We start from the raw sequence: 24,485 nt of genomic DNA, 5'->3' as shown, positions 1-24,485 counted from the left end.
AATTAATGAGAAAACTAAAAGCAAAGGCAACTTTTATAATTGAATTAACATACATTTATATTCAAAAAGATAGAAGGTAAGATAATTTTGTGAGAATTAAATGTTCCTATAGAAAGGAGTTCCATGTTTCTGGAAAGAAAACTAAAAGATCAGTCTGTCTGGATCAACATTGACTCAGATAGTTTTAAAAAGAATGCCAGGATTTATCAGGATTATGAAATTGATCAGGAGACCATCGAGTATGCGCTGGATAAGAACGAGCGGGCTCACATGGACTACAATCGTGAGAATGGAACGGTTGTCTTTATCTACAATGTCCTTGATCTAGCGACAGATAAGGAACATTATGAGACGATTCCTATGACCTTTGTGGTGCAACAGAGACGGCTCATTACGATCAGCAACCAGGATAATGCCTATGTTGTCGATATGATGAAGGCTTATACTGAGCGTCATGAGCCAGTATCGGTCTATAAGTTTCTCTTTGCTAGTCTAGAGTTAATCTCCAATTCTTACTATCCGGTTGTTGAGCGGATGGACAAGCGTAAGGATGAGATTAATGCTCTCCTGCGTCAGACAACTACCAAAAAGCATCTTTTTGCCCTGTCTGACTTGGAAACTTCTATGGTCTATCTAGTTGCTGCAGCTAAGCAGAATCGCATGCTCCTAGAGCATATCAAAAGTCATGGCATTTACCGCCGTTTTGATGAATTAGAAACCGAGCAGTTTGAGGATGCTATGATTGAGGCTCGTCAGCTTGTCTCCATGACCGATCTGATTGCTCAAGTTCTCAGCCAGCTCTCTGGCTCCTACAATAATATCCTGAATAACAATCTGAATGACAATTTGACGGTCTTGACCATTATTTCGGTCCTTTTGGCAGTACTTGCAGTTATCACGGGTTTCTTTGGTATGAATGTTCCTCTGCCCTTGTCTAATGATAAAAATGCCTGGATTTATATTGTTGTCATTAGTCTGATTATCTGGGGACTTCTGACCAAGCTTCTTAAATGGTTAGCCAATAAGAAGTAAATATTTGAAATTATTTTCCCTATAACAAGCACTGAGAATGGTGCTTGTTTTTTTCTTACTTAGGAAAGAAAATGATTGGTACAGTTGGCCTATATTTAAAAAACTGTTATTTTATGTTATAAAATATAACATAAAAATTATAATTTTTATTGCATAAAATTTCATAATAAAGTATAATATAAAACAATTTAAAATAAGTGAGGGGTAGAAATATGGCAGAATACCTAAACGATTTAAATTACAAAGGCAAAGCATACCAATATACAGACCTTGGAAAAGCCTCAGATGTACTAGGAGGGGATATAGAAGGACTTCCTTATTCTATACGAATATTATTAGAAAGTGTTCTACGTAAGGAAGATGGTATTGACGTAACAAAAGATAACATTATCTCTTTGATACATTATCAAGCTAAATCACCAAGCGGAGAAGTTCCTTTTAAGCCTAGTCGAGTCATTCTCCAGGATTTTACAGGTGTTCCTGTCGTAGTGGATTTGGCTAGTATGCGCGATGCGATTGTTGGGCAGGGAGGTCAGGCCGATCAGATTAATCCAGAGATTCCGGTTGATTTAGTTATTGACCACAGTGTTCAGGTGGATTTTTATGGCTGTGATACAGCTCTAGAGGCCAATATGACTCAGGAGTTTGTCCGCAACAATGAGCGCTACGAATTTCTCAAGTGGGCAGAAAAATCATTTGATAATTATCGAGCTGTTCCTCCTGCTACTGGGATTATCCATCAGGTCAATATCGAATTTCTCAGTGATGTCATCATTGAAAAGGATGGCCAACTCTATCCGGACAGCATGTTTGGGACGGACAGTCATACGACCATGATTAATGGTATCGGTGTTCTGGGCTGGGGAGTCGGTGGGATTGAGGCCGAGGCTGCCATGTTAGGTGAAGCTTCTTATTTCCCAGTTCCTGAGGTGATTGGTGTTCGTCTCTTGGGTAAATTGCCTAAGATTGCGACTGCGACGGATTTGGCTTTAAAGGTCACGCAAATCTTGCGGCAGGAAAATGTTGTTGGTAAATTTGTCGAGTTCTTTGGGCCTGGTTTGTCTAATCTAAGTCTGGCTGACCGGGCAACAGTGGCTAATATGGCGCCGGAATACGGAGCTACCTGTGGGTATTTTCCGATAGATGAGGAAACGCTCAATTACATGCGTCTGACCAATCGAACGGAAGATCATATTGAGCTGACCCGTCTCTATGCTCAAAAAAATCACCTTTTCTATGATGAAAGGGCTGAGCCAATTTATACCAAGGTAGTCGAAATTGATTTGTCCAGCATTGTTCCGAGCATCTCAGGGCCCAAGCGGCCCCAAGATTTGATTGAACTAACAGCTGCTAAAGAGGAATTTCAAGCTAGTCTAGTCAGAGAAGCGGGGGTCCGAGGCTTTGGGCTAGATGAGAGCGAGCTGGAAAAGTCTGCAGTGGTTCAGTTTTCTGATCATGAGGAGACGATTAAGACCGGTCATGTGGCTATCGCTGCCATTACTAGCTGTACCAATACATCCAATCCCTATGTCCTGATGGCGGCGGGGCTTTTAGCCAAGAAAGCAGTCGAAAAAGGCTTACGTGTTTCAAAGACTGTCAAGACTTCTTTGGCTCCCGGCAGCAAGGTGGTCACAGGCTACCTCAAGAAGAGTGGCCTTCAGTCCTATCTGGATCAGCTTGGTTTCAATCTTGTCGGCTATGGCTGCACCACTTGTATTGGAAATTCAGGAAATCTCCGACCGGAAGTGGCTCAAGCGATTACGGATACTGACTTGCTGGCTAGTGCTGTTCTTTCAGGAAATCGGAATTTTGAAGGGCGGATCAATCCACTGGTCAAGGCCAATTTCCTAGCTAGTCCGCCCTTGGTGGTTGCCTATGCTCTGGCTGGAAATACCAATATTGATCTGACTAGTGAGCCGTTGGGTTATGATCAAAAGGGGCAGCCTGTTTATTTGATGGATTTGATGCCGGAGCACGACTTGGTTGCAGATTATGTTCAAAAATATGTGACGCGCCAGCTTTTTGAAAAAGAATATGCTCATGTGTTTGACGACAATGAAAAATGGAATCAGATTCCGACAGCCTCTTCTCAGAATTATCAGTGGAATCAGGCTTCGACCTATATTCAAAATCCACCTTACTTTGATGGCTTAGCTGATGATTTAGCCATTCAGCCACTGAAAAATCTTGCGGTGCTGGCGAAATTTGGGGATACGGTGACGACAGACCATATCTCCCCAGCAGGAAATATTGCCAGAAACAGCCCGGCAGCTTCCTATTTGCTAGAGCACGGAGTGGATTACCAAGAGTTTAATTCCTATGGCAGCCGTCGGGGGAATCATGAGGTCATGATGCGGGGGACTTTTGCCAATATTCGGATTAAAAATGAACTGGCAGATGGAAAGATTGGTGGTTACACAGATTATAGAGGAGAGTTGCTATCCATTTATGAGGCAGCCATGCGCTACAAGGAGGAGCAAATTGACACCATTGTCCTAGCTGGCAAAGACTACGGTATGGGGTCCAGTCGTGATTGGGCAGCCAAGGGGGCTAATCTTTTGGGTGTCAAGGTGGTTCTGGCAGAGAGTTTTGAGCGTATCCACCGGTCCAATCTGGTCATGATGGGGGTTCTTCCGCTGCAGTATCTAGAGGGTGAAAATGCGGATAGTCTGGGCTTAACAGGCAAGGAGACTTTCGATATTAATCTGCCACAGAACCCACAAGTTGGTCAGTTAGTTGATGTGGTAGCTCGAAAGGGTGCTGAAGAAATAGCTTTTCAAGCTCGGCTGCGCTTTGATGCAGAGGCGGATATTCGTTACTATGAAAATGGGGGGATTTTGCCCATGGTCGTTAGAAAGAAATTAGAGGAGGTATGAGCATGAGTCAGACGGACGGTTTGAAAGATACCATTGCTTGTGATACCAGAATTAGCCAGATTGTGGATGATTCTTTGTCTTATGCAGGCTACAATATTTCTGAATTGGTAGAGCACCATGCGAGTTTTGAAGAGGTGATTTATCTGCTCTGGCATTTGCATTTACCGACTCAAATTGAGCTTAAGCATTTTGAGGAAGATCTGCGAGCTAATTATGCCATTAGCGATGCGGTGGAGCAGTGCATCCTTATCCAGTCCCGCAAGCACCTTCATCCCATGAGTGTCTTGCGCTCAACGGTCAGTCTTTTGGGTGTTTATAATGTCCATGCTGAGGAAGCATCTCTAGAAGCTACCTATGAGCAGAGCATCCAGCTTATGGCAAAGATGCCGACTATTATTGCGGCTTTTGCCAGACTGAGGTCGGGTCAGACTCCGATAGAGCCGCGGGAGGATTTAGGTTTTGCGGCCAATTTCCTCTATATGCTAAAGGGAGAAGAGGCTAGTGAGCTTGAAGTCAAAGCCTTTAACTGCGCCTTGGTGCTCCATGCCGATCATGAACTCAATGCTTCAACCTTTGCGGCTCGAGTCTGCGCTTCAACCTTGACCGATATTTATTCCTGCGTGACAGCAGCTGTTGGAGCACTCAAGGGCTCCCTTCATGGTGGCGCTAACGAATGTGTCTTTGATATGCTGAAAGAAATCAGAGAGGAAGGGGATTGCCAGGCCTACCTAGACCGTAAGCTGGCCTCTCACGAGAAGATTATGGGTTTTGGCCATCGAGTTTACAAGACTCAAGATCCGCGTGAAAAATACCTGCGTCAAATGGCCAAGGACTTGACACAGGGAACCAAGGACGAGGTCTGGTATCAGCTTTCAGAGGAAATTGAAGCCTATATGAAGCATACCAAGCATCTGATACCGAATGTCGATTTTTATTCGGCTACGGTTTACCATGTGTTGGGCATTGACAGCAGTATCTACACCTTGATTTTTGCTATGAGTCGGGTGGCTGGCTGGATTGCTCATATTCAGGAACAGCGCAAGAACAATAAGCTGATTCGGCCACGTTCTAACTATATTGGTGCTCAAGGTTTGGAGTATCTTCCCATTGGAAGGAGATAAAATGGCAGATAAGATTTTGTTTGAGAAAGGGCGGTTGCAGGTGCCAGATGCTCCTATTATTCCTTACATCCAAGGAGACGGGATTGGAGTGGATATCTGGAAAAATGCCCAGCTGGTCTTTGATAAGGCAGTGGAAAATACTTATGGCGGCCAGAGAAAGGTTGTTTGGAAGGAAGTTTTGGCTGGGAAAAAAGCAGCAGACCAGACAGGTGACTGGCTACCGGATGAAACGCTGGCAACGATTAAGGATTGTCTGGTGGCTATTAAGGGTCCCTTAGAAACTCCAGTCGGAGAAGGAATCCGTTCGCTGAATGTGGCCCTGAGACAGGAATTGGATCTCTATGCCTGCCTGCGGCCGGTTCGTTATTTCAAGGGAGTTCCCAGTCCGCTCAAGCACCCCGAGAAGACAGATATCACGATTTTTCGGGAAAATACAGAAGACATCTATGCAGGGATTGAGTGGGAGAGTGGAACGGATGCAGTCAAAAAAGTTATCGCTTTCCTGCAGGAGGATATGCAGGTTGACAAGATTTGCTTCCCAGAAAGCTCTGCTATTGGGATCAAGCCAATCTCTAAGCAGGGCAGTGAGAGGCTGATACGGGCGGCTGTTGACTATGCCCTAGCCAAAGGACTGAGCCGGGTAACTCTGGTTCACAAGGGCAATATCCAGAAATTTACAGAGGGTGGTTTTCGGAAATGGGGCTATGAACTAGCTCAAAGAGAGTATGCGGACGAGCTGGCTTCTGGAAAACTAATCATTCAGGATGTCATTGCTGATAATTTTCTGCAGCAGATTCTGCTCTATCCAGAGAAATTTGATGTTGTCGCCTTGACCAATCTAAATGGTGACTATGCCAGCGATGCTTTGGCTGCTCAGGTGGGCGGGATTGGTATCGCTCCAGGGGCCAATATCAATTACGAGACTGGTCATGCTATTTTTGAAGCTACTCACGGAACGGCACCAGATATAGCGGGTCAAAACAGGGCTAATCCTTCTTCTCTTCTCTTATCAGGGGCTATGCTCTTTGATTACATTGGTTGGCCGGAGGTCTCTCATCTCCTGACTAAGGCCATTGAGAAGGCTCTCTTTGAGCAAAAAGTGACAGGGGATTTTGCCAGTCAGCTGGAAGGAGTAGCAGCCTTGACCACTAGTCAATTTGCTGAGGAGCTGCTAGCTAATATAGAAAAGTATCCACAATGAAAAAATGATGAAGAATCTGCCTATCTAGACAGCCTCTTCATCACTTTTTTGTCTTTTTCGATATTCCAGTCCCCAGCCAATTATCCAGCAGAAGACTAGTAGGTAATTTTCAATCCAGCCCAGTAGATTGGCTTGATTCGCCTTTTCCAGATAGCCTAGCAGATGGTTGGTGCCAAAGCCCAGCCCACCCAGAATCAGTGCTAGCAGGGTCATCCGTAGATAAAACCAATCATACTTTATGTTGGCGGCAATGACTAAAGGCAGAATAGCCAGATTCCAGAAACCAATTTCCCGCTGCCAGTAGGGAGCTAGACCATAGATGGACTCATTGCCCAAGAGCTGGGGCTGGAAAATCTGGATCATAGCTGCGCTCAGCATAGCTAAGATTAGTAAAATGAAAATCACTCGTAAAAATTTATTCATACCTGTCTCCTTTCTTCTTTGTAGATTATAATGTTTTTGAAAATGATTTTCAAGTTTTCATTTTTTACAAAAGAAATCTCTAATAAAATATTTTACAGTCAAGTTCTATCTTTTTAGGTGCTTTTGTGGTATACTAGGTTAGTTGCAGAAATACAGTTTTTCTATTCAGTGGGAACTAGCGACCGAGTCGGCGCTTTTTTAGTGCCTGGACTTGAGAGACCATATTTATGAAGAGAAGAGCGAATACTCTCAGAAAATCGAGATTTAGCAAGAGAAAAGCACTTGGTATGTTTCGATAGTTGAGTATCAAAAGCCTTATAAGGTGGCTTCGCACCACCTTTAGAAAGAAGAAGAACATTGAAATTTAATGAATTACATTTATCTGCTGAATTACTAGCAGAGATTGAAAAAGCTGGCTTTGTAGAAGCAAGCCCTATTCAAGAGCAGACGATTCCGCTTGCTATGGCCGGTAAGGATGTCATTGGTCAGGCCCAGACAGGGACAGGAAAGACAGCAGCCTTTGGCTTTCCAACTCTAGAGAAGATTGATACAGATAATCCTGCTGTCCAAGCATTGATTATCGCTCCAACCCGTGAATTGGCCGTGCAGAGTCAGGAAGAGCTTTTCCGTTTTGGCCGCAGCAAGGGGGTCAAGGTGCGTTCTGTCTACGGTGGCTCCAGCATCGAAAAGCAAATCAAGGCCCTCAAATCTGGTGCTCATATCGTCGTAGGAACACCTGGTCGTCTCTTGGATTTAATCAAACGCAAGGCGCTTAAGCTGAATCAGATTGAAACTTTGATTTTGGACGAAGCGGATGAAATGCTTAACATGGGCTTTTTGGAAGACATTGAGTCTATCATTTCACGTGTGCCAGAAGAACGTCAGACTTTGCTCTTTTCAGCGACCATGCCGGATGCTATCAAGCGTATCGGTGTCAAGTTTATGAAAGAGCCTGAGCATGTCAAGATTGCTGCTAAAGAGCTGACAACGGAGCTGGTGGATCAGTATTATATCCGTGTCAAAGAAAATGAAAAATTTGATACCATGACTCGCCTGATGGACGTGGAGCAGCCAGAGCTGTCTATCGTCTTTGGCCGGACCAAGCGCCGGGTGGATGAGCTGACTCGCGGTCTGAAAATCCGCGGTTTCCGAGCAGAGGGGATCCATGGTGATTTGGACCAAGGCAAGCGCCTCCGCGTCCTGCGTGACTTTAAAAATGGCAATCTGGATGTCTTGGTGGCGACAGATGTGGCCGCGCGTGGATTGGACATTTCTGGTGTGACCCATGTCTACAACTACGACATTCCGCAGGATCCAGAAAGCTATGTTCACCGGATTGGTCGGACTGGTCGTGCTGGTAAGTCAGGTCAGTCTATCACTTTCGTAGCGCCAAATGAAATGGGCTATCTGCAGATCATCGAAAATCTGACCAAGAAGCGTATGAAAGGCCTTAAGCCAGCGACTGCAGAGGAAGCTTTCCAAGCTAAGAAAAAAGTTGCCCTTAAGAAGATTGAACGCGATTTTGCGGATGAAAGCATCCGTTCTAACTTTGAGAAATTTGGCAAGGATGCTCGTAAGCTGGCAGCAGAATTCAGCCCAGAAGAGCTGGCTATGTATATCCTCAGCTTGACGGTGCAAGATCCAGATGCCCTTCCTGAAGTAGAAATTGCCCGTGAAAAACCACTGCCATTTAAACCGTCTGGCGGTGGCTTTGGCGGAAAAGGCAAGGGCAGTCGTGGCGGAAATAGCAACCGTCGCAGCAATGACAATCGCCGTGACCGAGGTGGCCGCCGCGATCAATTTAAGAAAGGTCGCAAAGACGAGCGTTTTGACAAAGAAAATCGCTACCGCAAGGACCATAAGAAGCCACGCAATACTTCTAGCGAGAAGAAAACCGGCTTTGTTATCCGTAACAAGGGTGATAAATAAAAAGTTAGAACTATGATACATCAAATATGTATCATAGTTTTTTCTTTTGATGAGATGTTAATGCTATTATACTCGTCTTTTGTAAAAAAATTTGATTGGAACATTTAAGTATTTTATGATAAAAGGCGCCACAATCTTGTGGCGTTTTTTGTGAGAAATCTTATAAGCAAAAAGTACATAAAGTGTAATTTAGTTACTTGGTTATCAAATCAAACAAAATAGTACACGATTTATTAATTATTGTAAACAAATAATTTATAAAAAATATATAATAAGCTATTGACTATATTATATCATAATGATATAATGAATTTACAAACAAAAAGAAACAAGGTGAGGTAATAATGGAGCTTTCTCAATTGTTTGATAAAGAGTTAGTTTTTTGTCTAACTGCAAAAAGTCAAGAAGAGTTATTTTATCAGGTAGCTGATTTACTGGAAGAGAGAAAAATTGTCAAGCCTTCTTATAAAGAGGCTCTGATAAAAAGAGAGCAATCTTTTCCAACTGGATTGGATATGGAGTTTTTAGGCAAAGACTTGCCAAATGTAGCCATTCCCCATACAGACATTGAGCACAACTTAACAGAGAATGTGGTTGTGGTTAAGTTGGAACAGCCTGTGACTTTCCACAATATGATTGCACCTGCACAGACAGTTTCAGTCTCTCTTTTATTCTTTATTATTAACCATTCTAGCTCAAGTCAAACTAACATTTTGGCACAGCTTATGGACTTCTTCACTAGCCAAGGTAATTTAGCTGAGCTAGCTAAATGTAGCACTGAAGAAGAGTTGTTTCACTATATTTCAACAGTCATCAAATAAATAAAATGGAGGTTTTTACCATGATTAAAATTTTAGCTGCCTGTGGAGCTGGTGTGAATTCCAGCCACCAAATCAAAAGTGCCCTTGAGGAAGAGTTGTCAAACCGCGGTTATGATGTTCATTGTGATGCAGTAATGGTCAAGGATGTCAATGAAGATTTAATTCAAGGATACGATATCTTTACACCGATTGCAGCAACAGATTTGGGCTTCACACCAGAAATTCCTGTTATTGAAGCAGGACCGATTCTCTTCCGTATCCCAGCTATGAGTGCTCCGGTGTATGACAATATTGAAGCGGCCATTAAAGAGCATGGTCTAAGTTAGGTTATAAAAGGTTAAACCAGGAGGTTTTGTTATGAATGCTATTATTGATATAGCGAATAAGTTCTTTGATCCCATTATAAAAATGGGCGGCCCGATAGTCATGCTGATTATCTTGACTGTCTTGGCTCTGTTATTTGGTGTGAAATTTTCTAAAGCTTTGGAGGGTGGTATTAAGCTAGCCATTGCTTTGACGGGTATCGGGGCCATCATCGGTATGCTGAATGGAGCTTTCTCAGCTTCACTTGCAAAATTCGTTGAAAATACAGGCATTCAGCTTAACATCACAGATGTTGGCTGGGCTCCTTTAGCAACGATTACTTGGGGTTCTCCATGGACCTTGTACTTCTTGCTTATCATGCTGATTGTCAATGTCGTTATGCTGGTTATGAAAAAGACAGATACACTGGATGTTGACATCTTTGATATTTGGCACTTGTCCATCACCGGACTACTAATTAAGTGGTATGCGGATAACAATCATGTGAGTCCAGCTGTATCACTACTGATTGCGACTGCAGCAGTTGTCCTAGTCGGTGTTTTGAAAATCATCAACTCAGACTTGATGAAGCCAACATTTGATGATCTTTTGAATGCACCAAGTTCATCTCCGATGACGTCTACTCACATGAACTATATGATGAATCCTGTCATCATGGTTTTGGATAAGATTTTTGATAAATTTTTCCCTTGGTTAGATAAGTATGACTTTGATGCTGCGGCTCTGAATAAAAAGATTGGTTTCTGGGGCTCTAAGTTCTTTATCGGTTTCCTTCTCGGGGTGGTCATTGGTTTTATGGGAACTCCACACCCTGTAGCAGGTGCAGAAGATGCAAATACTTGGCAATTAGTCATTAAAGGTTGGTTGACTCTAGGTTTGACTGCCGGTGTCTGCTTGGAATTGTTCTCATTGATTGGTTCATGGTTCATTGCAGCTGTAGAACCACTTTCACAAGGTATTACAAACGTTGCTACAAAACGTCTACAAGGCCGTAAATTTAATATCGGTTTGGACTGGCCTTTTATTGCAGGTCGTGCTGAAATCTGGGCTTGTGCTAACGTACTTGCACCAATCATGCTGATTGAAGCAGTTCTTCTTTCTAAAGTAGGGAATGGTATTCTACCATTGGCTGGTATCATTGCAATGGGCGTAACTCCAGCGCTCTTGGTAGTTACACGTGGCAAACTCTTACGTATGATTGTGTTTGGAAGTCTTTTGCTCCCGCTCTTCCTGTTGTCAGGAACTCTGATTGCACCATTCGCAACAGAACTTGCTAAAGGTGTTGGTGCCTTCCCTGAAGGAGTCAGCAAATCGCAATTAATCACTCACTCTACGCTAGAAGGACCGATTGAGAAGCTGCTAGGCTGGACTATCGGTAATACTACAACTGGTGATATTAAAGCAATCATCGGTGCAGTTATCTTCTTGGGAGCTTATGTAGGAATCTTTGCTTGGTATAGAAAACAAATGATCAAACGTAACGAAGCCTACGCTGCAAAGGAAAAATAAAAGCTTGTGGCTAGAATAAGATATAAAGTAAGCCATAAAAACAAATAGTCAAGCGAAGAAAACTAGGCTGATATAGATAAAGTCTAGTTTTCTTGTTGTAGAACAGATTAAATAGTACTAATTAACTAATTTATAGATTTAAATTCAACATATAAGCTATTTAAAATAAAAAAATTCACAAATCTTTGTTTATATGCTGGAACTGTTGTATAATAAGGTGAAGGTGAGTCTGTAAGAAATTCAGGAGCAAAAGGAGAATGTAAAATGAAAGAAAGTAGACATAGAATCATTCTGCAAGAACTGGATCAAACAGGTGTGGTTGCTGTCAAAAATCTCAAAGAAATGCTAGGCGTCACGGATATGACCATCCGTCGGGATTTGATTGATTTGGAGAAGCAGGGCATGCTGACCCGAGTTCATGGCGGAGCCCATAAGAAGGTCAAAAATGCTCTCAACGAGATTTCTCACTCAGAAAAGCAAATGCTGAATGTTGAGGAGAAGAAGCAGATTGCCCGTAAATGTGCGGATTTGATTGTTGACGGGGATACGGTCTTTATTGGGTCAGGCACCACAACGGATTTTATAGGAGACTATTTGGATGGCAAAAATATCAGCATCGTCACCAATTCGCTACCAATTTTTGAAAAGTTAAAAGAAAGAGCCAATTTAGATTTAATTCTGATTGGCGGACGCTATCGGGCTAAGACTCAAACCTTTGTCGGTCAGTTTGCCAATAATCTTTTGAAAGAAATCAAGGTTTCTAAGGCTTTTATTGGGGCGAATGGTATTGACGGTCATAATGTTACGACCAGCAATGAAGAGGAAGGCAACGGCGACGCGATTATCCTTAACAATGCCATCAGCAAATACATTGTAGCCGATAACAGCAAGTTTGACAGCTATTCTTTCTATTCTTTTTACCGGCTGGACAACCTCAGTGCAGTTGTGACGGACGACAATATCGCTCCGAAAGTCAAGGAAAAATACAGCACCTATATTGAAATTTTGTGATGTCTGACCGATGAGAGAAACCTAGCTCAAATGAATAATTTATAGATGCTGTGACTGGGATTTTGTCTAGAAATTCTAGTCGCAGCTTTTTTATATCTTGGTCGATTTTTGTAAACAACAGTCTTGACTTTGCTGCGGAATTCCTTATATAATAAAATATATTATTAAATTTTAGGAGGTCTTATGACAATCAATATAGTGATTTTTGCGGCTGTGTCGCTTTTTCGTTTGGTGTTTTTGAGGAAATCCTCTCAGAATGAGCAGGATATTCTGGCCAAGGGTGGCATGGAGTACGGGGTGAAAAACTCAACTATCATGAAGTACCTACACATGCTTTTTTACGCGGTCTGCTTTCTGGAGTTGATCCTGAAAAAGCCAGCTTTTGACTTTGTGAGTCTATTGGGCGCTGTCTTGTTGCTCTTTTCTATGTTTATGCTCTACCTTGTTGCTAAGCTCTTGGGACCAGTTTGGACCATCAAGCTAATGCTGGTTAAGGATCATAAGTTTGTTGACCACTGGCTCTTTCGCAATGTCAAACATCCTAATTATTTCCTGAATGTTGTACCAGAATTGGTGGGCTTGGCCCTGCTCAGTCATGCCTACTTTGCTCTTTTCATCCTCTTCCCGATTTACTGTATCACCCTTTACGTTCGTATCAAGGAAGAAGAGCAGTTACTCAAGGAAGTTATCATTCCAAATGGCATTGCTGGTGAATAAAGTTAATAAAATGCATATCGACTGCAAAAGAAAGTCTAGGACCTTTATGTCCTAGACTTTTCTTGCATTAATTTTCGTATTTCATCAGCCATTTGCTGGGGTTGGTCCGATTCGAAAAGTAAAGTATTTTCTTCAGGCTGGTGGGCAGTTTGGCTGAAAGCCAAAACTGGCTTCCCCTTGCTGATAGCTCTTTGAACAATCTGGTCGACTTCTCCCCAGTGATTGATATCCAAGTAAATATCCGCCCTATCGAGCAAGTCTTCAATAAAGTCATCCTGGTGAATATTGGTGTAGAGGTTGATATTGGGATAGTCATTAAAGCTGGCTAAGTAAGGAGAAATATTGGTCTTAGCAGCTATGTGAAATTCTAATTCTGGCAGATTTTCTGCTAAATAGGCCAGTTGTTCCAAAGTATCAGAAGCCGTCAGCGTAAAGGCATGGAAATTGCCCTGTGGACGCTCCTTGATGATAAGCTCTTCCTTGCTCATAGCGATAGAGTTGCTGGGAATATCTTGGAAAATCAAGCTGTTGGCTCCAATGATGACATTATCACCAATGGTCACACCTTTGAGAATCACAGTATTGGCCCCAATCCAGCAGTTAGCTCCAATCTTGACTGGCGCAACACTATAATCAATCTTCTCGATATGGTAATTAGAATACTGATGATTGTGGTCAAAAATACGGACGCCATCACCAAACATGGTGTCCTTGCCGATTTCGATAGAGTGCTGACAGCGGACAGTGCAGTGATCGTTAAAGAAAACCCGGGTTCCTAGCTTGAGTTGTGCGCCGCTGGCTACATTGAGGCTGGTAAAAGATTGGAAGATGACATCTTGACCGATATCAAGATGACTATCTGGGGAAATTTCGATATGATGAAAGTCGCCTTTAAACTGGATTTCAGGCATGTTGAGTCCTTTCTTTGATGTAAGCCAGTTTGGCTTGTCTAGTTTTCTTTTTAAAAAGTGCTTCAGCCGACATGGCAGCCGGCTTGCTAGGGTGTTCTTCTTGGTAAAGTAAGGTAACTGGCAGCCGAGCGCGGGTGTACTTGGCGCCTTTGCCAGCTTGATGTTTTTTGAGTCGGGCTTGGACATTCGTTGTGTAGCCAGTATAGAGGGAGCCGTCCCCGCATTCAAGCACGTACATATATGCTTTATTTTCCATAGTAAATCTCGTGAATCTCCGGAGTGTAGCTGCCGTCCTGATTGTGAATAAAGAGAGGAGGCAGGATTTTTAGACCGTCGCGGGAACCATCTTTAATAGCTTCGATAAGTAGCATATTGGCCTCTTTACCCAACTTTGGATAGACAAACTGGATGCGCTTGGGAGCCAGGTTGTGGGCTTGCATGGTATCTAAAATATCTAAAAAGCGTTCTGGTCGATGAACCATAGCCAACCGACCATTAGATTTGAGGACTCGCTGGGCAATTTTGCAAATCTCTCCCAGATTGGTTGAGATTTCGTGGCGGGCTAAAAGGTAGTGCTGGCTTTCATTGAGATTGGATTTCTTGTCAACCTTGAAATATGGCGGATTGCAGAGAATCATATCAACCTTGCTGCCAGTGATATAGCGTCCTAGGTTTTTCAAATCGTCCTGAATGACCTGCATTTGCTGAGTCAAATCATTGAGCTCAATGGAGCGCTCGGCCATGTCTGCCAGACGTTCCTGAATCTCGACTGCTAAAATCTGAGCCTTGGTGCGAGTGCTGGCAAAAAGTCCAACAGCGCCATTTCCAGCACAGAGATCAACGATTAGACCCCGCTGAGGCAGCTTGGGAAAGCGGGAAAGCAGCACGCTATCTACTGAATAACTAAAGACCTCACTATTTTGAATAATCTTGACATCTGTCGAAAAGAGCTGGTTGACGCGTTCTCCGTCTTTTAGTTTTGCTTGGTTCATAAGTCAATTATAGCATGATTTAGCAAGGATTCCAAAGGGATATGGGAAGTTTTTGCACAATCAAAAAAACATGCGAGGACTCTCGCATGTTTCCATGAGCTTAGATGATAATTCTTTTTTAGCTATTCCTTAATCAAATCTGTATTTCTGCTTGATGGTGCAGGCAACAAAGACAAGTCCGAAAATGACCATGAGAATCAGATAGACTGGCAAAGTTGCGGCTGTCAGCGTTGCAATTTCCAAAAGGTGCTGCAGGACAAAGGCTGATAGATAGAAGCCAAAGACAGAAAAGATAATGAGCAGGCTGCGCCAGAGGTTGAGTGGCAGACAGGCCCTAATGACGGACAGGAAGCTGATGCTGCCTAGCAAGTAGTAGGTCAGGGTGGACATTTCTATGTCACTCCAGCCATGACTGCTGCCCCAGATGCGGACAAATAGCACGCTGAAGACAATCATGAGGGAGCTTGGCAGAGCTAGCTGCAGGGAGCGTTTGAGGAAGTGCTTTTCAACCGGCTTAATATTGCGCTCAAAGGTGAGGACAAAGGGTGGGAAACCTTCGACAAACTGGTCAATCAAGGTGATCTGAATCGGGATGAATGGGAAAATCAAGAGGTATTCAGATTTTCCTAGCAGGATACTGGCGATACAGATGATAGCCAGGATAAAGGAGTATATGGTCTTGATGAAGAAAATCGGAGCAATCCGGCCGATATTGTTAACAACTCGTCGGCCTTCAAAAAGAATCTCAGGTACATCGTTAAAGTCGGAGTTAAGAAGGACCAAGTTGGCAATCTGCCGAGTTGCTGGGTCTCCCTCCGCCATGACGATGGAGCAGTCTGCTTCGCGCAAGGCCAAGATATCATTAACCCCATCTCCGGTCATGGCTGTTGTCCGACCAGCGGCCTTAAGAGTCTGGATGAGCAGCTTCTTCTGATGGGGAGAAACACGGCCAAAGATGGCTGTTTCTTCAGCTTGCTCAACCAGTTCTTGATCGCTGATTTTAGAGCAGTCGATGTAGCTGTCGTAGTTGGAAAATCCAGCCTGGCTCGCGATATGCGAAACGGTCACAGGATTGTCACCAGAGATGATTTTCAGATCAACATCCTGAGAACGCAGATAGTCCAGTGTCTCAGCCGCTCCCTCACGAATAGGGTCAGTGATTTCCAGAACAGCCAGAGCAGTCATATCTTCAGGCAGTTGGATGCTGTGTTTGTCTAGCACTTGGTCGCTGTGAGCCAGCACCAAAACCCGTGATCCGCGTTTTTGGGCCTCTCCAACAGCTGCAGGATTACTGTCCAGCAGCATTTCTGGAGCCCCCAAAAAGATGGTTCCGACACTTGATAAATGCATAGCGCCCCATTTTCGGTCACTAGAAAATGGGATGACATTGTCGCTAGTATAGGTGTGCTCCAAGTGGCCGTAGCCCTTGCGGATAGCCTGGGCTGTTGGGTTATTATCCTCGCTGGTTTGGATGTAGGCTGCTAAGATTTGAACGACAGTCTCATCAGAAAACTTATCTGAAAGGCTATGTAAGGCTTCAACAGTCATCTTACCTTGGGTAATTGTCCCGGTCTTGTCTAGGCAGAGAGTATCCACCCGAGCCAGAGTTTCAACTGAATACATTTCCTGAACAAGAACCTTGCGCATACCTAGCTTGATGACAGCTGTCAGGAGTGACGTGACTGTCAGCAAGGCGATTCCCTTTGGCAGCATACCCAAAAGAGCTGTCGAGCTGGTAATGACAGAGTTTTTGACAGGCAGTCCCTTTATCATCAGGGCTTCAAAGAAAAGAGCCAATCCAAAAGGAATGATGATTTTTCCAGTAAAGCGGGAAATTTTCGCAAGATTGTATAGAATGCGCGAGTTGATAGGCTTGAGTGTTTTAGCCTCAGTCATGAGCTTGTTGGCATAGTTGTCTGCGCCGACATGGTGCACCTCAGCATAGATCTGCCCACTGGCCAGAAAGCTACCAGACAGCAGCTCAGCGCCTTTTTCCTTGAGAACCAAGTCACTCTCCCCTGTCAGCATGGCTTCATTAGCCTCAGCAACACCCTCTACTACACGGGCATCACTAGGAATTTGCTCGCCGGCTGACAGCTTGATTAGATCGCCCAGTACAATTTCTTCTGGCTGAATTTTAACTTCCTGGCCGTCACGTATGACTGTGACCAGCTCTCGGCTGACCAGATTGAGCTTGTCAATCATGTGTTTAGCTCGTAGTTCCGTAATAATACCAGTGACGGCGTTAAAGCTGATTACTGCGAAGAAGACTAGATTGCTCCAGGCTTGGACAGAGACCAAGGCTACAGCAATAACAAAGTTAAGGGCATTAAAAAGGGTGAAAACATTCCGCTTAACGATTTGCCAGTTACTAGTACTGGTGTCACTTGTAAAATCGTTGGTCAGGCCCTGCGAAATCTTTTCATCTACTTGGGTTTGGTTTAAACCGATTAATTCATTCTTGTTCATGAGATTAATGATACCATTTTTTTAGGGAAATGGCTATCAGAATCAGCTGTTACAGCTAAAGTTTGGAAAAATATTGCAGACTATAAGGGTATAGGGTATAATGGGAAAGGATGTAATAAATTTCAAGTACAATCACAGTTTGAAATAAGGAGAGTTTATGTTTTATACCTATTTGCGAGGTTTAGTGATTTTTATCCTGTGGACCTTGAACGGCAATGCGCATTACCACAATAAAGAAAAGATTCCTTCAAAAGATGAAAATTATATCTTGGTTGCCCCTCACCGAACATGGTGGGATCCAGTTTACATGGCTTTTGCGACCAAGCCCAAGCAGTTCATTTTCATGGCCAAGAAACAGCTCTTTGAAAATCGGGTGTTCGGCTGGTGGATTCGCATGTGTGGTGCCTTTCCTATTGACCGGGAAAATCCCGGTCCGTCAGCTATCAAGTACCCTGTCAATATGCTGAAAAAGAGCAATCGCTCACTGATTATGTTCCCAAGCGGTAGCCGCCATTCTACGGATGTCAAGGGAGGAGTGGCAGTGATTGCTAAGATGGCTAAGGTCCGTATCATGCCAGTGGTCTACGCTGGTCCCATGAGCCTCAAAGGCTTGGCAGCTGGGGAGCGCGTGGACATGAATTTTGGTAATCCAATTGATATTTCAGACATTAAGAAGATGAATGATGAGGGAGTTGAGGAAGTGGCTCGCCGTGTTCATGCTGAGTTTGACCGTCTGGATGCTGAAGTAGCACCTTACCAGACACAAAAGAAAGGCAATATTTTCTTGCGGATTTTACGTGCCTTTGTCTTTATTCCTGCTATTTTGATTGGAATTTTGACCATCATTTTCAGCTTTTTTGCTAGCTTTGTCTGGGATCCAGATAAGCATAGAAAATAAGATACTAATCAGCTTGCTGAGCAATCTTGCTTGGGAGCTGATTTTTGTATGCAAGTGAGTTATAATGTTGGTATATTTTATAAGGAGGATGCTATGTCTCTTGCTTTTTTATCTTTTGTAACCTTATCACTGTTTATGCTGCACGAGTTTGATGAGATTATCCTGGTTCGGCCTTGGATTTCTCAGAATCAAGACCATCAAGACTATCAAAAGGAGATGTTCATTGCTGGGAGAGGGAGTTATCTTTCTGCTGAAAGCATTGCTCTGATGATTGCGGAGGAATTTCTGCTGGCCTTTATCCTTTTGTTGCTTGCGATTCTATTTCGCATTCCCGAGCTGGCTCTGGCTATTGGTTTCTGTCATACTCTTCATCTGCTGGGCCATATCATGCAAGTGTTTCGCTTTCGTCGCTGGGTACCGGGCGGCTTCACAGCTCTGATGACTTTTCCTATACTCATCTTAGTCTTTGTCCTTTATCTGAGTCAGCAGTCGGTTTCTTGGTCGCTACTTCTGATTCTAAGCGTGTTAGTGATGGCTTTTCTTTTGGCAAATCTAGCTTTTTTACATAGCAGAGCTCAAAAGATAGAAGCTTGGATATACAGGATAAGCAAAGCAGACTGATATTGCAGCTTCTATTTTTGTCAATGGCCTTTCTATCTATACGACTTCTTGCAAAATAAAGATTTTAAAATATGACAAGCTGAAAATATTCTCGGCTTGTTTTATTTTTTTGCAATCTTTTACGAATAAAAAGACAAAGGAGAAAAATATGCTTGAAGAAATCATTGAAAAGCTGAAAGAATACAAACTCTTTGTCGGTCTGGCAGTAGTTGGTACTGTGCTAGGTGGCTTTTTCCTCATCAAAGGAAATCACCAGCCGCGAAATCAGGTGGCCGCCTTGAGTCAAGAGGTAACTTCCTCATCCAGCTCAGCTGATGAAGAGAGTGAAAAAGTTCTTTCTAAGGCCAAGGCGGATGAAGAGGAGAGTGAGCAAGTCACTGTGGATATTAAAGGCGCAGTTAAGAATCCTGGTGTCTATGAGCTGAGAGCGGGAGCGAGAGTCCATGAAGCCATCCAAAAAGCTGGCGGATTGACAGCAGACGCCGAGGCTAAGTCCATTAATCAGGCACAAAAATTAACAGATGAAGCAGTAATCTATGTGGCAAAGATTGGTGAAGAAGGAGCCGATGTCACACAGACCGGCCAGTATCAAGCAGGAGCTTCTGATTCTGCTGGTGCCAGTGGTGGAAAGTCGGACAAGGTCAATCTAAATACGGCGACAGAGACTGAACTGCAGACTATTTCAGGCATCGGGCAGAAGCGGGCTTCAGACATCATTGCCTACCGCGAAAGCAATGGCCGCTTCAAGTCAGTAGATGATCTGAAAAAGGTGTCAGGTATTGGAGATAAGACCTTAGAAAAGCTGAAAGAATATGTCACAGTGGATTAAAAAGCTACCCCTCCCCCCTATCTATCTAGCTTTCATCCTTGTATGGGCCTATTTTGCAGTCTACTCTGGCAGTTCCTTGGCTTATTTTGGGTTGGGGGTACTTCTACTTCGTCTCTTTTTCAGCTATCCTCTCAAAAAAAGTCTAGCTGCCTTGGCATTCCTGTCCCTTTTTGTCCTCTTTTTCTTGCTTCGTCGGGAAATGGCAGAGCAGGCCTTTAGGCAGGAACCTCCTTCAGCTAGCTTGGTTCAAGTTTTGCCGGATACGATCAAAGTCAATGGAGATTCCCTATCCTTTCGAGGGCGAACGGACGGTCGGCTTTATCAGGTCTTCTACAAGATCAAATCAGCCAGTGAAAAGGAAGATTTTCAGCAACTGACAGATTTGGTCGTCCTTGATGTTGAAGCAGAGTTTGAACACGCCCAGCAGCAACGAAATTTTTCGGGCTTTGACTATCAGGCTTATTTAAAGAGTCAGGGGATTTACCGTACCTTAAAAATCAATAAGATTCAGTCACTAAGACCATTTTCCAGCTTAAATCCACTGGATTGGCTGTCTGTTTGGCGGAGAAAAGCGCTGGTCTATATTCGAAGTAATTTTCCCAGCCCGATGAGTCATTATATGACTGGACTCTTGTTTGGTGACTTGGATACGGAGTTTGCGGAAATGAGCAATCTGTATTCTAGCTTGGGTATCATCCACTTGTTTGCCTTGTCTGGTATGCAGGTAGGTTTCTTTTTGGATGGTTTTCGCAGGATTCTTCTACGTTTGGGGATGAAGAGGGAGACAGTAAACGCCTTGCAGCTACCTTTTTCATTTATCTACGCTGGACTGACAGGCTTTTCTGTTTCTGTCGTCAGAAGCTTAGTTCAGAAGTTGTTGGCCCAGCAAGGACTGACCAGATTAGATAACTTTGCTCTGACACTGATGGTTCTCTTTATCATCATGCCCAATTTTCTTCTGACAGCAGGCGGTGTCTTGTCCTGCGCCTATGCCTTTTTGATTTCTATGATGGATTTTGAAAAGTTACCGCCGATTCGTAAGCTTTTAGCGGAAAGTCTGACTATTTCATTGGGGATTTTGCCTATACTAATCTACTATTTTTCTGAATTTCAGCCTTGGTCTGTGATTTTAACTTTTCTATTTTCACTATTCTTTGACCTGCTGATGCTACCGGGGTTAACCCTCATTTTTATTTTGTCACCACTTGTAAAAATTTCTCAGGCCAATTTTTTCTTTGAGTTACTCGAAGATGTGATTCGTTGGGTAGCTGATTTTACTCCGCGTCCTTTGATTTTTGGGAAGCCCAACCTCTGGTTACTGTTTGCTCTGCTTTTGGTTTTGGCTTTAATCTATGACTTTCGGAGAAAGAAAAGCTGGCTTTTATCTTTTAGTTTGCTTACTCTTCTCTTATTTTTTCTAACAAGGCATCCGCTGCAAAACGAGATCACAGTAGTGGATATTGGTCAGGGAGATAGCATTTTTCTCAGGGACTGGCGAGGCAGGACGGTTTTGATTGATGTAGGAGGACGAGTCGAGATAGGAAAGAAAGAGGCTTGGCAGGAGCGACAGACTTCATCCAATGCAGAAAAGACCTTAATTCCCTATCTCAAAAGTCGTGGCGTTGCTAGTCTGGATGTATTGGTCCTGACTCATACCGATACCGATCACATGGGAGATATGCTGGAGGTAGCTAAGCATTTTTCCATCAAGGAAATCTATGTTTCTAAAGGAAGTCTGACTCAGCCTGATTTTGTTCAAAAGCTGGAGCAGATAGAAACTTCTGTCCATGTCGTAGAAGTAGGAGATGAGATTCCGGTGTTTGACTCAGTTTTGCAGGTTCTCTATCCTAGCGGAACAGGAGACGGTGGAAATGATGATTCAATTGTACTCTACGGGGAGTTCTTTCAGACAAAATTTTTGTTTACAGGTGATTTGGAAAGGCAGGGAGAAATTGAACTGCTGCAGCGATTCCCTCAGCTGAAAGCAGATGTCTTAAAAGCAGGACACCATGGCTCCAAAGGCTCTTCCAGTCCAGAGTTTTTAGAGCAAATTCAGCCGAAACTGGCCTTGATATCAGCTGGCCAGAATAATCGTTATCGACATCCGCATCAGGAAACTTTGCAAAGATTTAAGAAGTTTAATACAGCCATCTATCGAACTGACCAGCAGGGGGCCATTCGTTTGATTGGTTGGAATTCCTGGAGGATTGAAACGGTTCGTTGATAGCTGCGTTAAAGATGCCAACTGATACTTTGTAGACTGCTTAGCTTCAGTTAGGAAGTCATATTGATTTATTTATGCATTTGTGATAAGATAATGGGTATAAAAAATTATAGAGGAGAATTTTATGTTTGCTGCATATAAAAAATTCTGGACACACTATGCTGATTTTTCAAGCCGGTCTAGCCGGTCAGACTATTGGTGGGTAGTTTTATGCCATGTTATTGTTACTGCACCGCTATTTATCATTTTTTGGGCATCTGCTTTTGGAAGTATTCTTTCAGCAGCAGTTCAAGACTCAACTTATGGATATGAATCAGATCCATCAGCAATCTTGGCTGGAGCAGGATTCGCTGTAATCTTTATTTTCATCTTAATTCTCTATGCTCTGGCAACTTTTGTACCTAATTTAGCTATCATTGTCCGTCGTTTACGTGATGCTGGTTATCATTGGGCATTTCTTTTCTTGTATGTTGGTCCTTTTTTACTATCATTTATTCCAGTTCTAAATATTATTGCAGGAATAGTATCTCTTCCATGTAGTATTGCTTTGATTGTTTTGCTTTGTCAAGGATCTAAGCCTGAAATGGTTGGAAATTCATATGGTCAGCAAAACTTCCAAGGACAACAGTTTGGACAACAGCCATACAATCAAGGTTTGAACTATGAAAAACAACCACAACAAGGCGGTTTCCAAGGTCAGCAGTTTGGCCAACAGCCACAGCAAGGTGGTTTCCAAGGACAACAGTTTGGTCAACAACCACAACAATCTGTTCAAAACCAACCATTTGGTCAACAGCCACAGCAAGGTGGTTTCCAAGGTCAGCAATTTGGTCAGCAACCACAGCAACCTGTCCAAAACCAATCATTTGGTCAACAACCACAACAACCTGTTCAAAATCAACCATTTGGTCAACAGCCACAACAAGGTGGTTTCCAAGGACAACAGTTTGGTCAGTCACAACAACCTGTCCAAAACCAACCATTTGGCCAACAGCCGCAACAAGGTGGCTTCCAAGAACAGCAGTTTGGTCAACAGCCACAACAACCTGTTTCTGAGCAAAGTCAAGCGGTGGAGCAAACAGAACCAGTTCAAAATCCATTTACTGCTGAAACACCTGAGCAGTCAACACCTCAAGATTTTGGAACTCAGGCACCTGTTCAAGATAATCCTTTTGTTTCATCAGTTCAAGAGGAGCAAGCTTCTACACCAGCTGAAAACAGTGTAGAGGATGCAACTGAAAATCAAGAATAAACAAAGAAGAGTTGGAATTTTTCCAGCTCTTTTCGTTCTATTGCTCGTAGAAAATCTTGAACAGAACTGGACATGGATAGTTTTTTAGAACAAAGAAAAATGAAGCTAGTAACAGTTTCTATTTATATAGCAGATCTATTCAAAAATTAGATTTTGTTTGCAAAGAAAATAACAGACTTTCCGACTCTTTTTTGTTACAATCAATACATGAAAAAAATTGACAAGAAATATAAAGCAGGGGAGACTTTCGGTGTTAGCTATTGAGGAAATTAAAAAAATCACGCCAAGCAATCTTCCTGCTTTGACCATTTTGGCTGGGGATGATTTGGGGCAGTTTGAGTTGTTGAAAGAGCAGTTTCTCCGCCAGATTCAGTTTCAACCGAGTGATTTGAACACTGCTATTTTCGATATGAAAGAAGCAAACTATCAGGATGTGGAATTGGACTTGGTCAGTCTGCCTTTTTTTGCGGATGAAAAAATCGTAATTTTGGACCATTTTGCTGATTTGACAACAGCCAAGAAGCGGTATCTGACTGATGAAGAACTCAAATCTTTTGAAAATTACCTAGAAAATCCAGCGGATACAACTCATCTGGTTATCTTCGCAGAAGGTAAGTTGGATAGCAAGCGCCGTCTGGTCAAGCTACTGAAACGGGACGGGAAAATTTTTGAGGCTGCAGAACTCAAGGAAGCAGATCTACGGGCTTATTTCAGTAAGGAAGCGCAGGCAGAAGGATTACAATTTGCTACGACAGCTTTCGATCAGTTGCTGCTGAAATCAGGTTTTCAGTTCAGTGAAGTTAGTAAAAATCTAGCCTTTCTGAAAGGTTATAAAGAGTCTGGTCAGATTGGTTTAGAAGACATTGCCGAGGCCATTCCCAAGACTCTTCAGGACAATATTTTTGACCTGACCCAGCTGATTTTGCAGCAGAAGATTGATGAGGTCAGAAGTTTGGTACGAGATTTGACTCTTCAAGGTGAGGATGAAATCAAGCTTATTGCCATTATGCTGGGGCAGTTTCGTATCTTTACGCAGGTTAAGGTTTTAGCAGAAAATGGCAGAGCTGAGAGTCAGATTGTGTCTGATTTGTCTGACTATCTAGGCCGCAAGGTCAATCCTTATCAAGTCAAGTTTGCTTTAAAGGATGCTCGCTCACTGAGTTTAGCCTTTCTTAAAAGGACCATGGCCTGTCTGATTGAAACGGATTACCAGATTAAGTCGGGGCTGTATGATAAAGATTACCTGTTTGATTTGGCTCTGCTCAAGATTGCGACGGGTGACTTACAAGCAAAATAGTTGAAAAATTCTAATGATTGCGTTATCA

Annotated in this window: 21 protein-coding genes; 16 read left to right on the top strand and 5 right to left on the bottom strand. The window is 43.1% G+C overall.

The annotated features are described in order from the left end of the window. The first annotated feature begins 123 nt into the window (after positions 1-123). From PCY71_RS04355 to icd, 4 genes are all read left to right on the top strand, one after another. On the top strand, positions 124-1,032 hold the full coding sequence (locus tag PCY71_RS04355) for a magnesium transporter CorA family protein (protein ID WP_048771545.1): 909 nt from the start codon (positions 124-126) through the stop codon (positions 1,030-1,032). Between the two features lie 212 nt (positions 1,033-1,244). After that, positions 1,245-3,908: an aconitate hydratase AcnA gene (gene acnA / locus PCY71_RS04350; protein ID WP_301412458.1), complete on the top strand. Its 2,664-nt coding sequence runs from the start codon at positions 1,245-1,247 to the stop codon at positions 3,906-3,908. A 2-nt stretch (positions 3,909-3,910) separates the two neighbouring features. Then, positions 3,911-5,029: a citrate synthase gene (locus PCY71_RS04345; RefSeq protein WP_002917522.1), complete on the top strand. Its 1,119-nt coding sequence runs from the start codon at positions 3,911-3,913 to the stop codon at positions 5,027-5,029. Continuing rightward, positions 5,016-6,230, top strand: coding sequence for an NADP-dependent isocitrate dehydrogenase (gene icd / locus PCY71_RS04340; protein ID WP_048771552.1), 1,215 nt, complete (start codon positions 5,016-5,018; stop codon positions 6,228-6,230). The genes PCY71_RS04345 and icd overlap by 14 nt, the downstream gene beginning before the upstream one ends. A gap of 24 nt (positions 6,231-6,254) precedes the next feature. Here the strand turns inward: icd and PCY71_RS04335 are convergent, their stop codons facing one another. Beyond that, a complete protein-coding gene (locus tag PCY71_RS04335; RefSeq protein WP_048771556.1) occupies positions 6,255-6,653 on the bottom strand; it encodes a hypothetical protein in 399 nt (132 codons plus the stop codon). Positions 6,654-7,010: 357 nt separating this feature from the next. On the opposite strand from PCY71_RS04335, the gene PCY71_RS04330 reads away from it, so the two are divergent. The 6 genes from PCY71_RS04330 (at position 7,011) to PCY71_RS04305 (ending at position 12,964) form a co-directional block, all read left to right on the top strand. Continuing rightward, positions 7,011-8,582, top strand: coding sequence for a DEAD/DEAH box helicase (locus tag PCY71_RS04330; RefSeq protein ID WP_002912002.1), 1,572 nt, complete (start codon positions 7,011-7,013; stop codon positions 8,580-8,582). A 344-nt stretch (positions 8,583-8,926) separates the two neighbouring features. Then, on the top strand, positions 8,927-9,403 hold the full coding sequence (locus PCY71_RS04325; protein WP_002921872.1) for a PTS sugar transporter subunit IIA: 477 nt from the start codon (positions 8,927-8,929) through the stop codon (positions 9,401-9,403). A gap of 20 nt (positions 9,404-9,423) precedes the next feature. Further along, positions 9,424-9,729, top strand: a complete 306-nt coding sequence (locus tag PCY71_RS04320) for a PTS sugar transporter subunit IIB (protein WP_009659841.1) — start codon at positions 9,424-9,426, stop codon at positions 9,727-9,729. 31 nt (positions 9,730-9,760) lie between these two features. Continuing rightward, a complete protein-coding gene (locus PCY71_RS04315) occupies positions 9,761-11,236 on the top strand; it encodes a PTS galactitol transporter subunit IIC (protein WP_002910271.1) in 1,476 nt (491 codons plus the stop codon). A 264-nt stretch (positions 11,237-11,500) separates the two neighbouring features. Further along, positions 11,501-12,247 (top strand): DeoR/GlpR family DNA-binding transcription regulator, encoded by a 747-nt coding sequence (locus PCY71_RS04310; protein WP_002900848.1) that lies wholly within the window; start codon positions 11,501-11,503, stop codon positions 12,245-12,247. A 183-nt stretch (positions 12,248-12,430) separates the two neighbouring features. Then, on the top strand, positions 12,431-12,964 hold the full coding sequence (locus tag PCY71_RS04305; protein ID WP_002910270.1) for an isoprenylcysteine carboxyl methyltransferase family protein: 534 nt from the start codon (positions 12,431-12,433) through the stop codon (positions 12,962-12,964). Positions 12,965-13,008: 44 nt separating this feature from the next. Here the strand turns inward: PCY71_RS04305 and PCY71_RS04300 are convergent, their stop codons facing one another. The 4 genes from PCY71_RS04300 to PCY71_RS04285 form a co-directional block, all read right to left on the bottom strand. Further along, a complete protein-coding gene (locus PCY71_RS04300; RefSeq protein WP_002910269.1) occupies positions 13,009-13,875 on the bottom strand; it encodes a DapH/DapD/GlmU-related protein in 867 nt (288 codons plus the stop codon). Next, positions 13,868-14,131, bottom strand: a complete 264-nt coding sequence (locus PCY71_RS04295) for a GIY-YIG nuclease family protein (protein WP_002910268.1) — start codon at positions 14,129-14,131, stop codon at positions 13,868-13,870. The genes PCY71_RS04300 and PCY71_RS04295 overlap by 8 nt, the downstream gene beginning before the upstream one ends. Next, positions 14,121-14,867: a tRNA1(Val) (adenine(37)-N6)-methyltransferase gene (locus PCY71_RS04290; protein WP_002910266.1), complete on the bottom strand. Its 747-nt coding sequence runs from the start codon at positions 14,865-14,867 to the stop codon at positions 14,121-14,123. Before PCY71_RS04290 ends, PCY71_RS04295 begins: the two co-directional genes overlap by 11 nt. A gap of 129 nt (positions 14,868-14,996) precedes the next feature. Continuing rightward, positions 14,997-17,336, bottom strand: coding sequence for a cation-translocating P-type ATPase (locus PCY71_RS04285; protein ID WP_002910265.1), 2,340 nt, complete (start codon positions 17,334-17,336; stop codon positions 14,997-14,999). Between the two features lie 157 nt (positions 17,337-17,493). Here PCY71_RS04285 and PCY71_RS04280 point away from each other — a divergent pair, with 157 nt between their 5' ends. The 6 genes from PCY71_RS04280 to holA all read left to right on the top strand — a co-directional run bounded on the left by PCY71_RS04280 (position 17,494) and on the right by holA (position 24,457). Further along, positions 17,494-18,234, top strand: coding sequence for a 1-acyl-sn-glycerol-3-phosphate acyltransferase (locus PCY71_RS04280; RefSeq protein ID WP_002900842.1), 741 nt, complete (start codon positions 17,494-17,496; stop codon positions 18,232-18,234). A 48-nt stretch (positions 18,235-18,282) separates the two neighbouring features. Next, positions 18,283-18,855, top strand: coding sequence for an HXXEE domain-containing protein (locus tag PCY71_RS04275; protein WP_048771575.1), 573 nt, complete (start codon positions 18,283-18,285; stop codon positions 18,853-18,855). A gap of 148 nt (positions 18,856-19,003) precedes the next feature. After that, complete coding sequence (locus tag PCY71_RS04270; protein WP_032916008.1) at positions 19,004-19,684, top strand: helix-hairpin-helix domain-containing protein; 681 nt, start codon at positions 19,004-19,006, stop codon at positions 19,682-19,684. Further along, positions 19,668-21,908 carry a DNA internalization-related competence protein ComEC/Rec2 gene (locus tag PCY71_RS04265; protein ID WP_048771581.1) on the top strand — a complete coding sequence of 747 codons (2,241 nt, stop codon included), beginning with the start codon at positions 19,668-19,670 and terminating at the stop codon, positions 21,906-21,908. The genes PCY71_RS04270 and PCY71_RS04265 overlap by 17 nt, the downstream gene beginning before the upstream one ends. A 124-nt stretch (positions 21,909-22,032) precedes the next feature. Further along, entirely contained in the window at positions 22,033-23,160 is a 1,128-nt protein-coding gene (locus PCY71_RS04260; protein WP_048771585.1) for a DUF805 domain-containing protein, read from the top strand. Between the two features lie 250 nt (positions 23,161-23,410). Next, positions 23,411-24,457, top strand: a complete 1,047-nt coding sequence (gene holA, locus PCY71_RS04255; RefSeq protein ID WP_048771588.1) for a DNA polymerase III subunit delta — start codon at positions 23,411-23,413, stop codon at positions 24,455-24,457. Positions 24,458-24,485 lie beyond the last annotated feature (28 nt).

It is taken from the genome of Streptococcus sp. SN3 (assembly GCF_030439905.1).
This window is presented reverse-complemented; position numbering and strand designations above follow the sequence as displayed.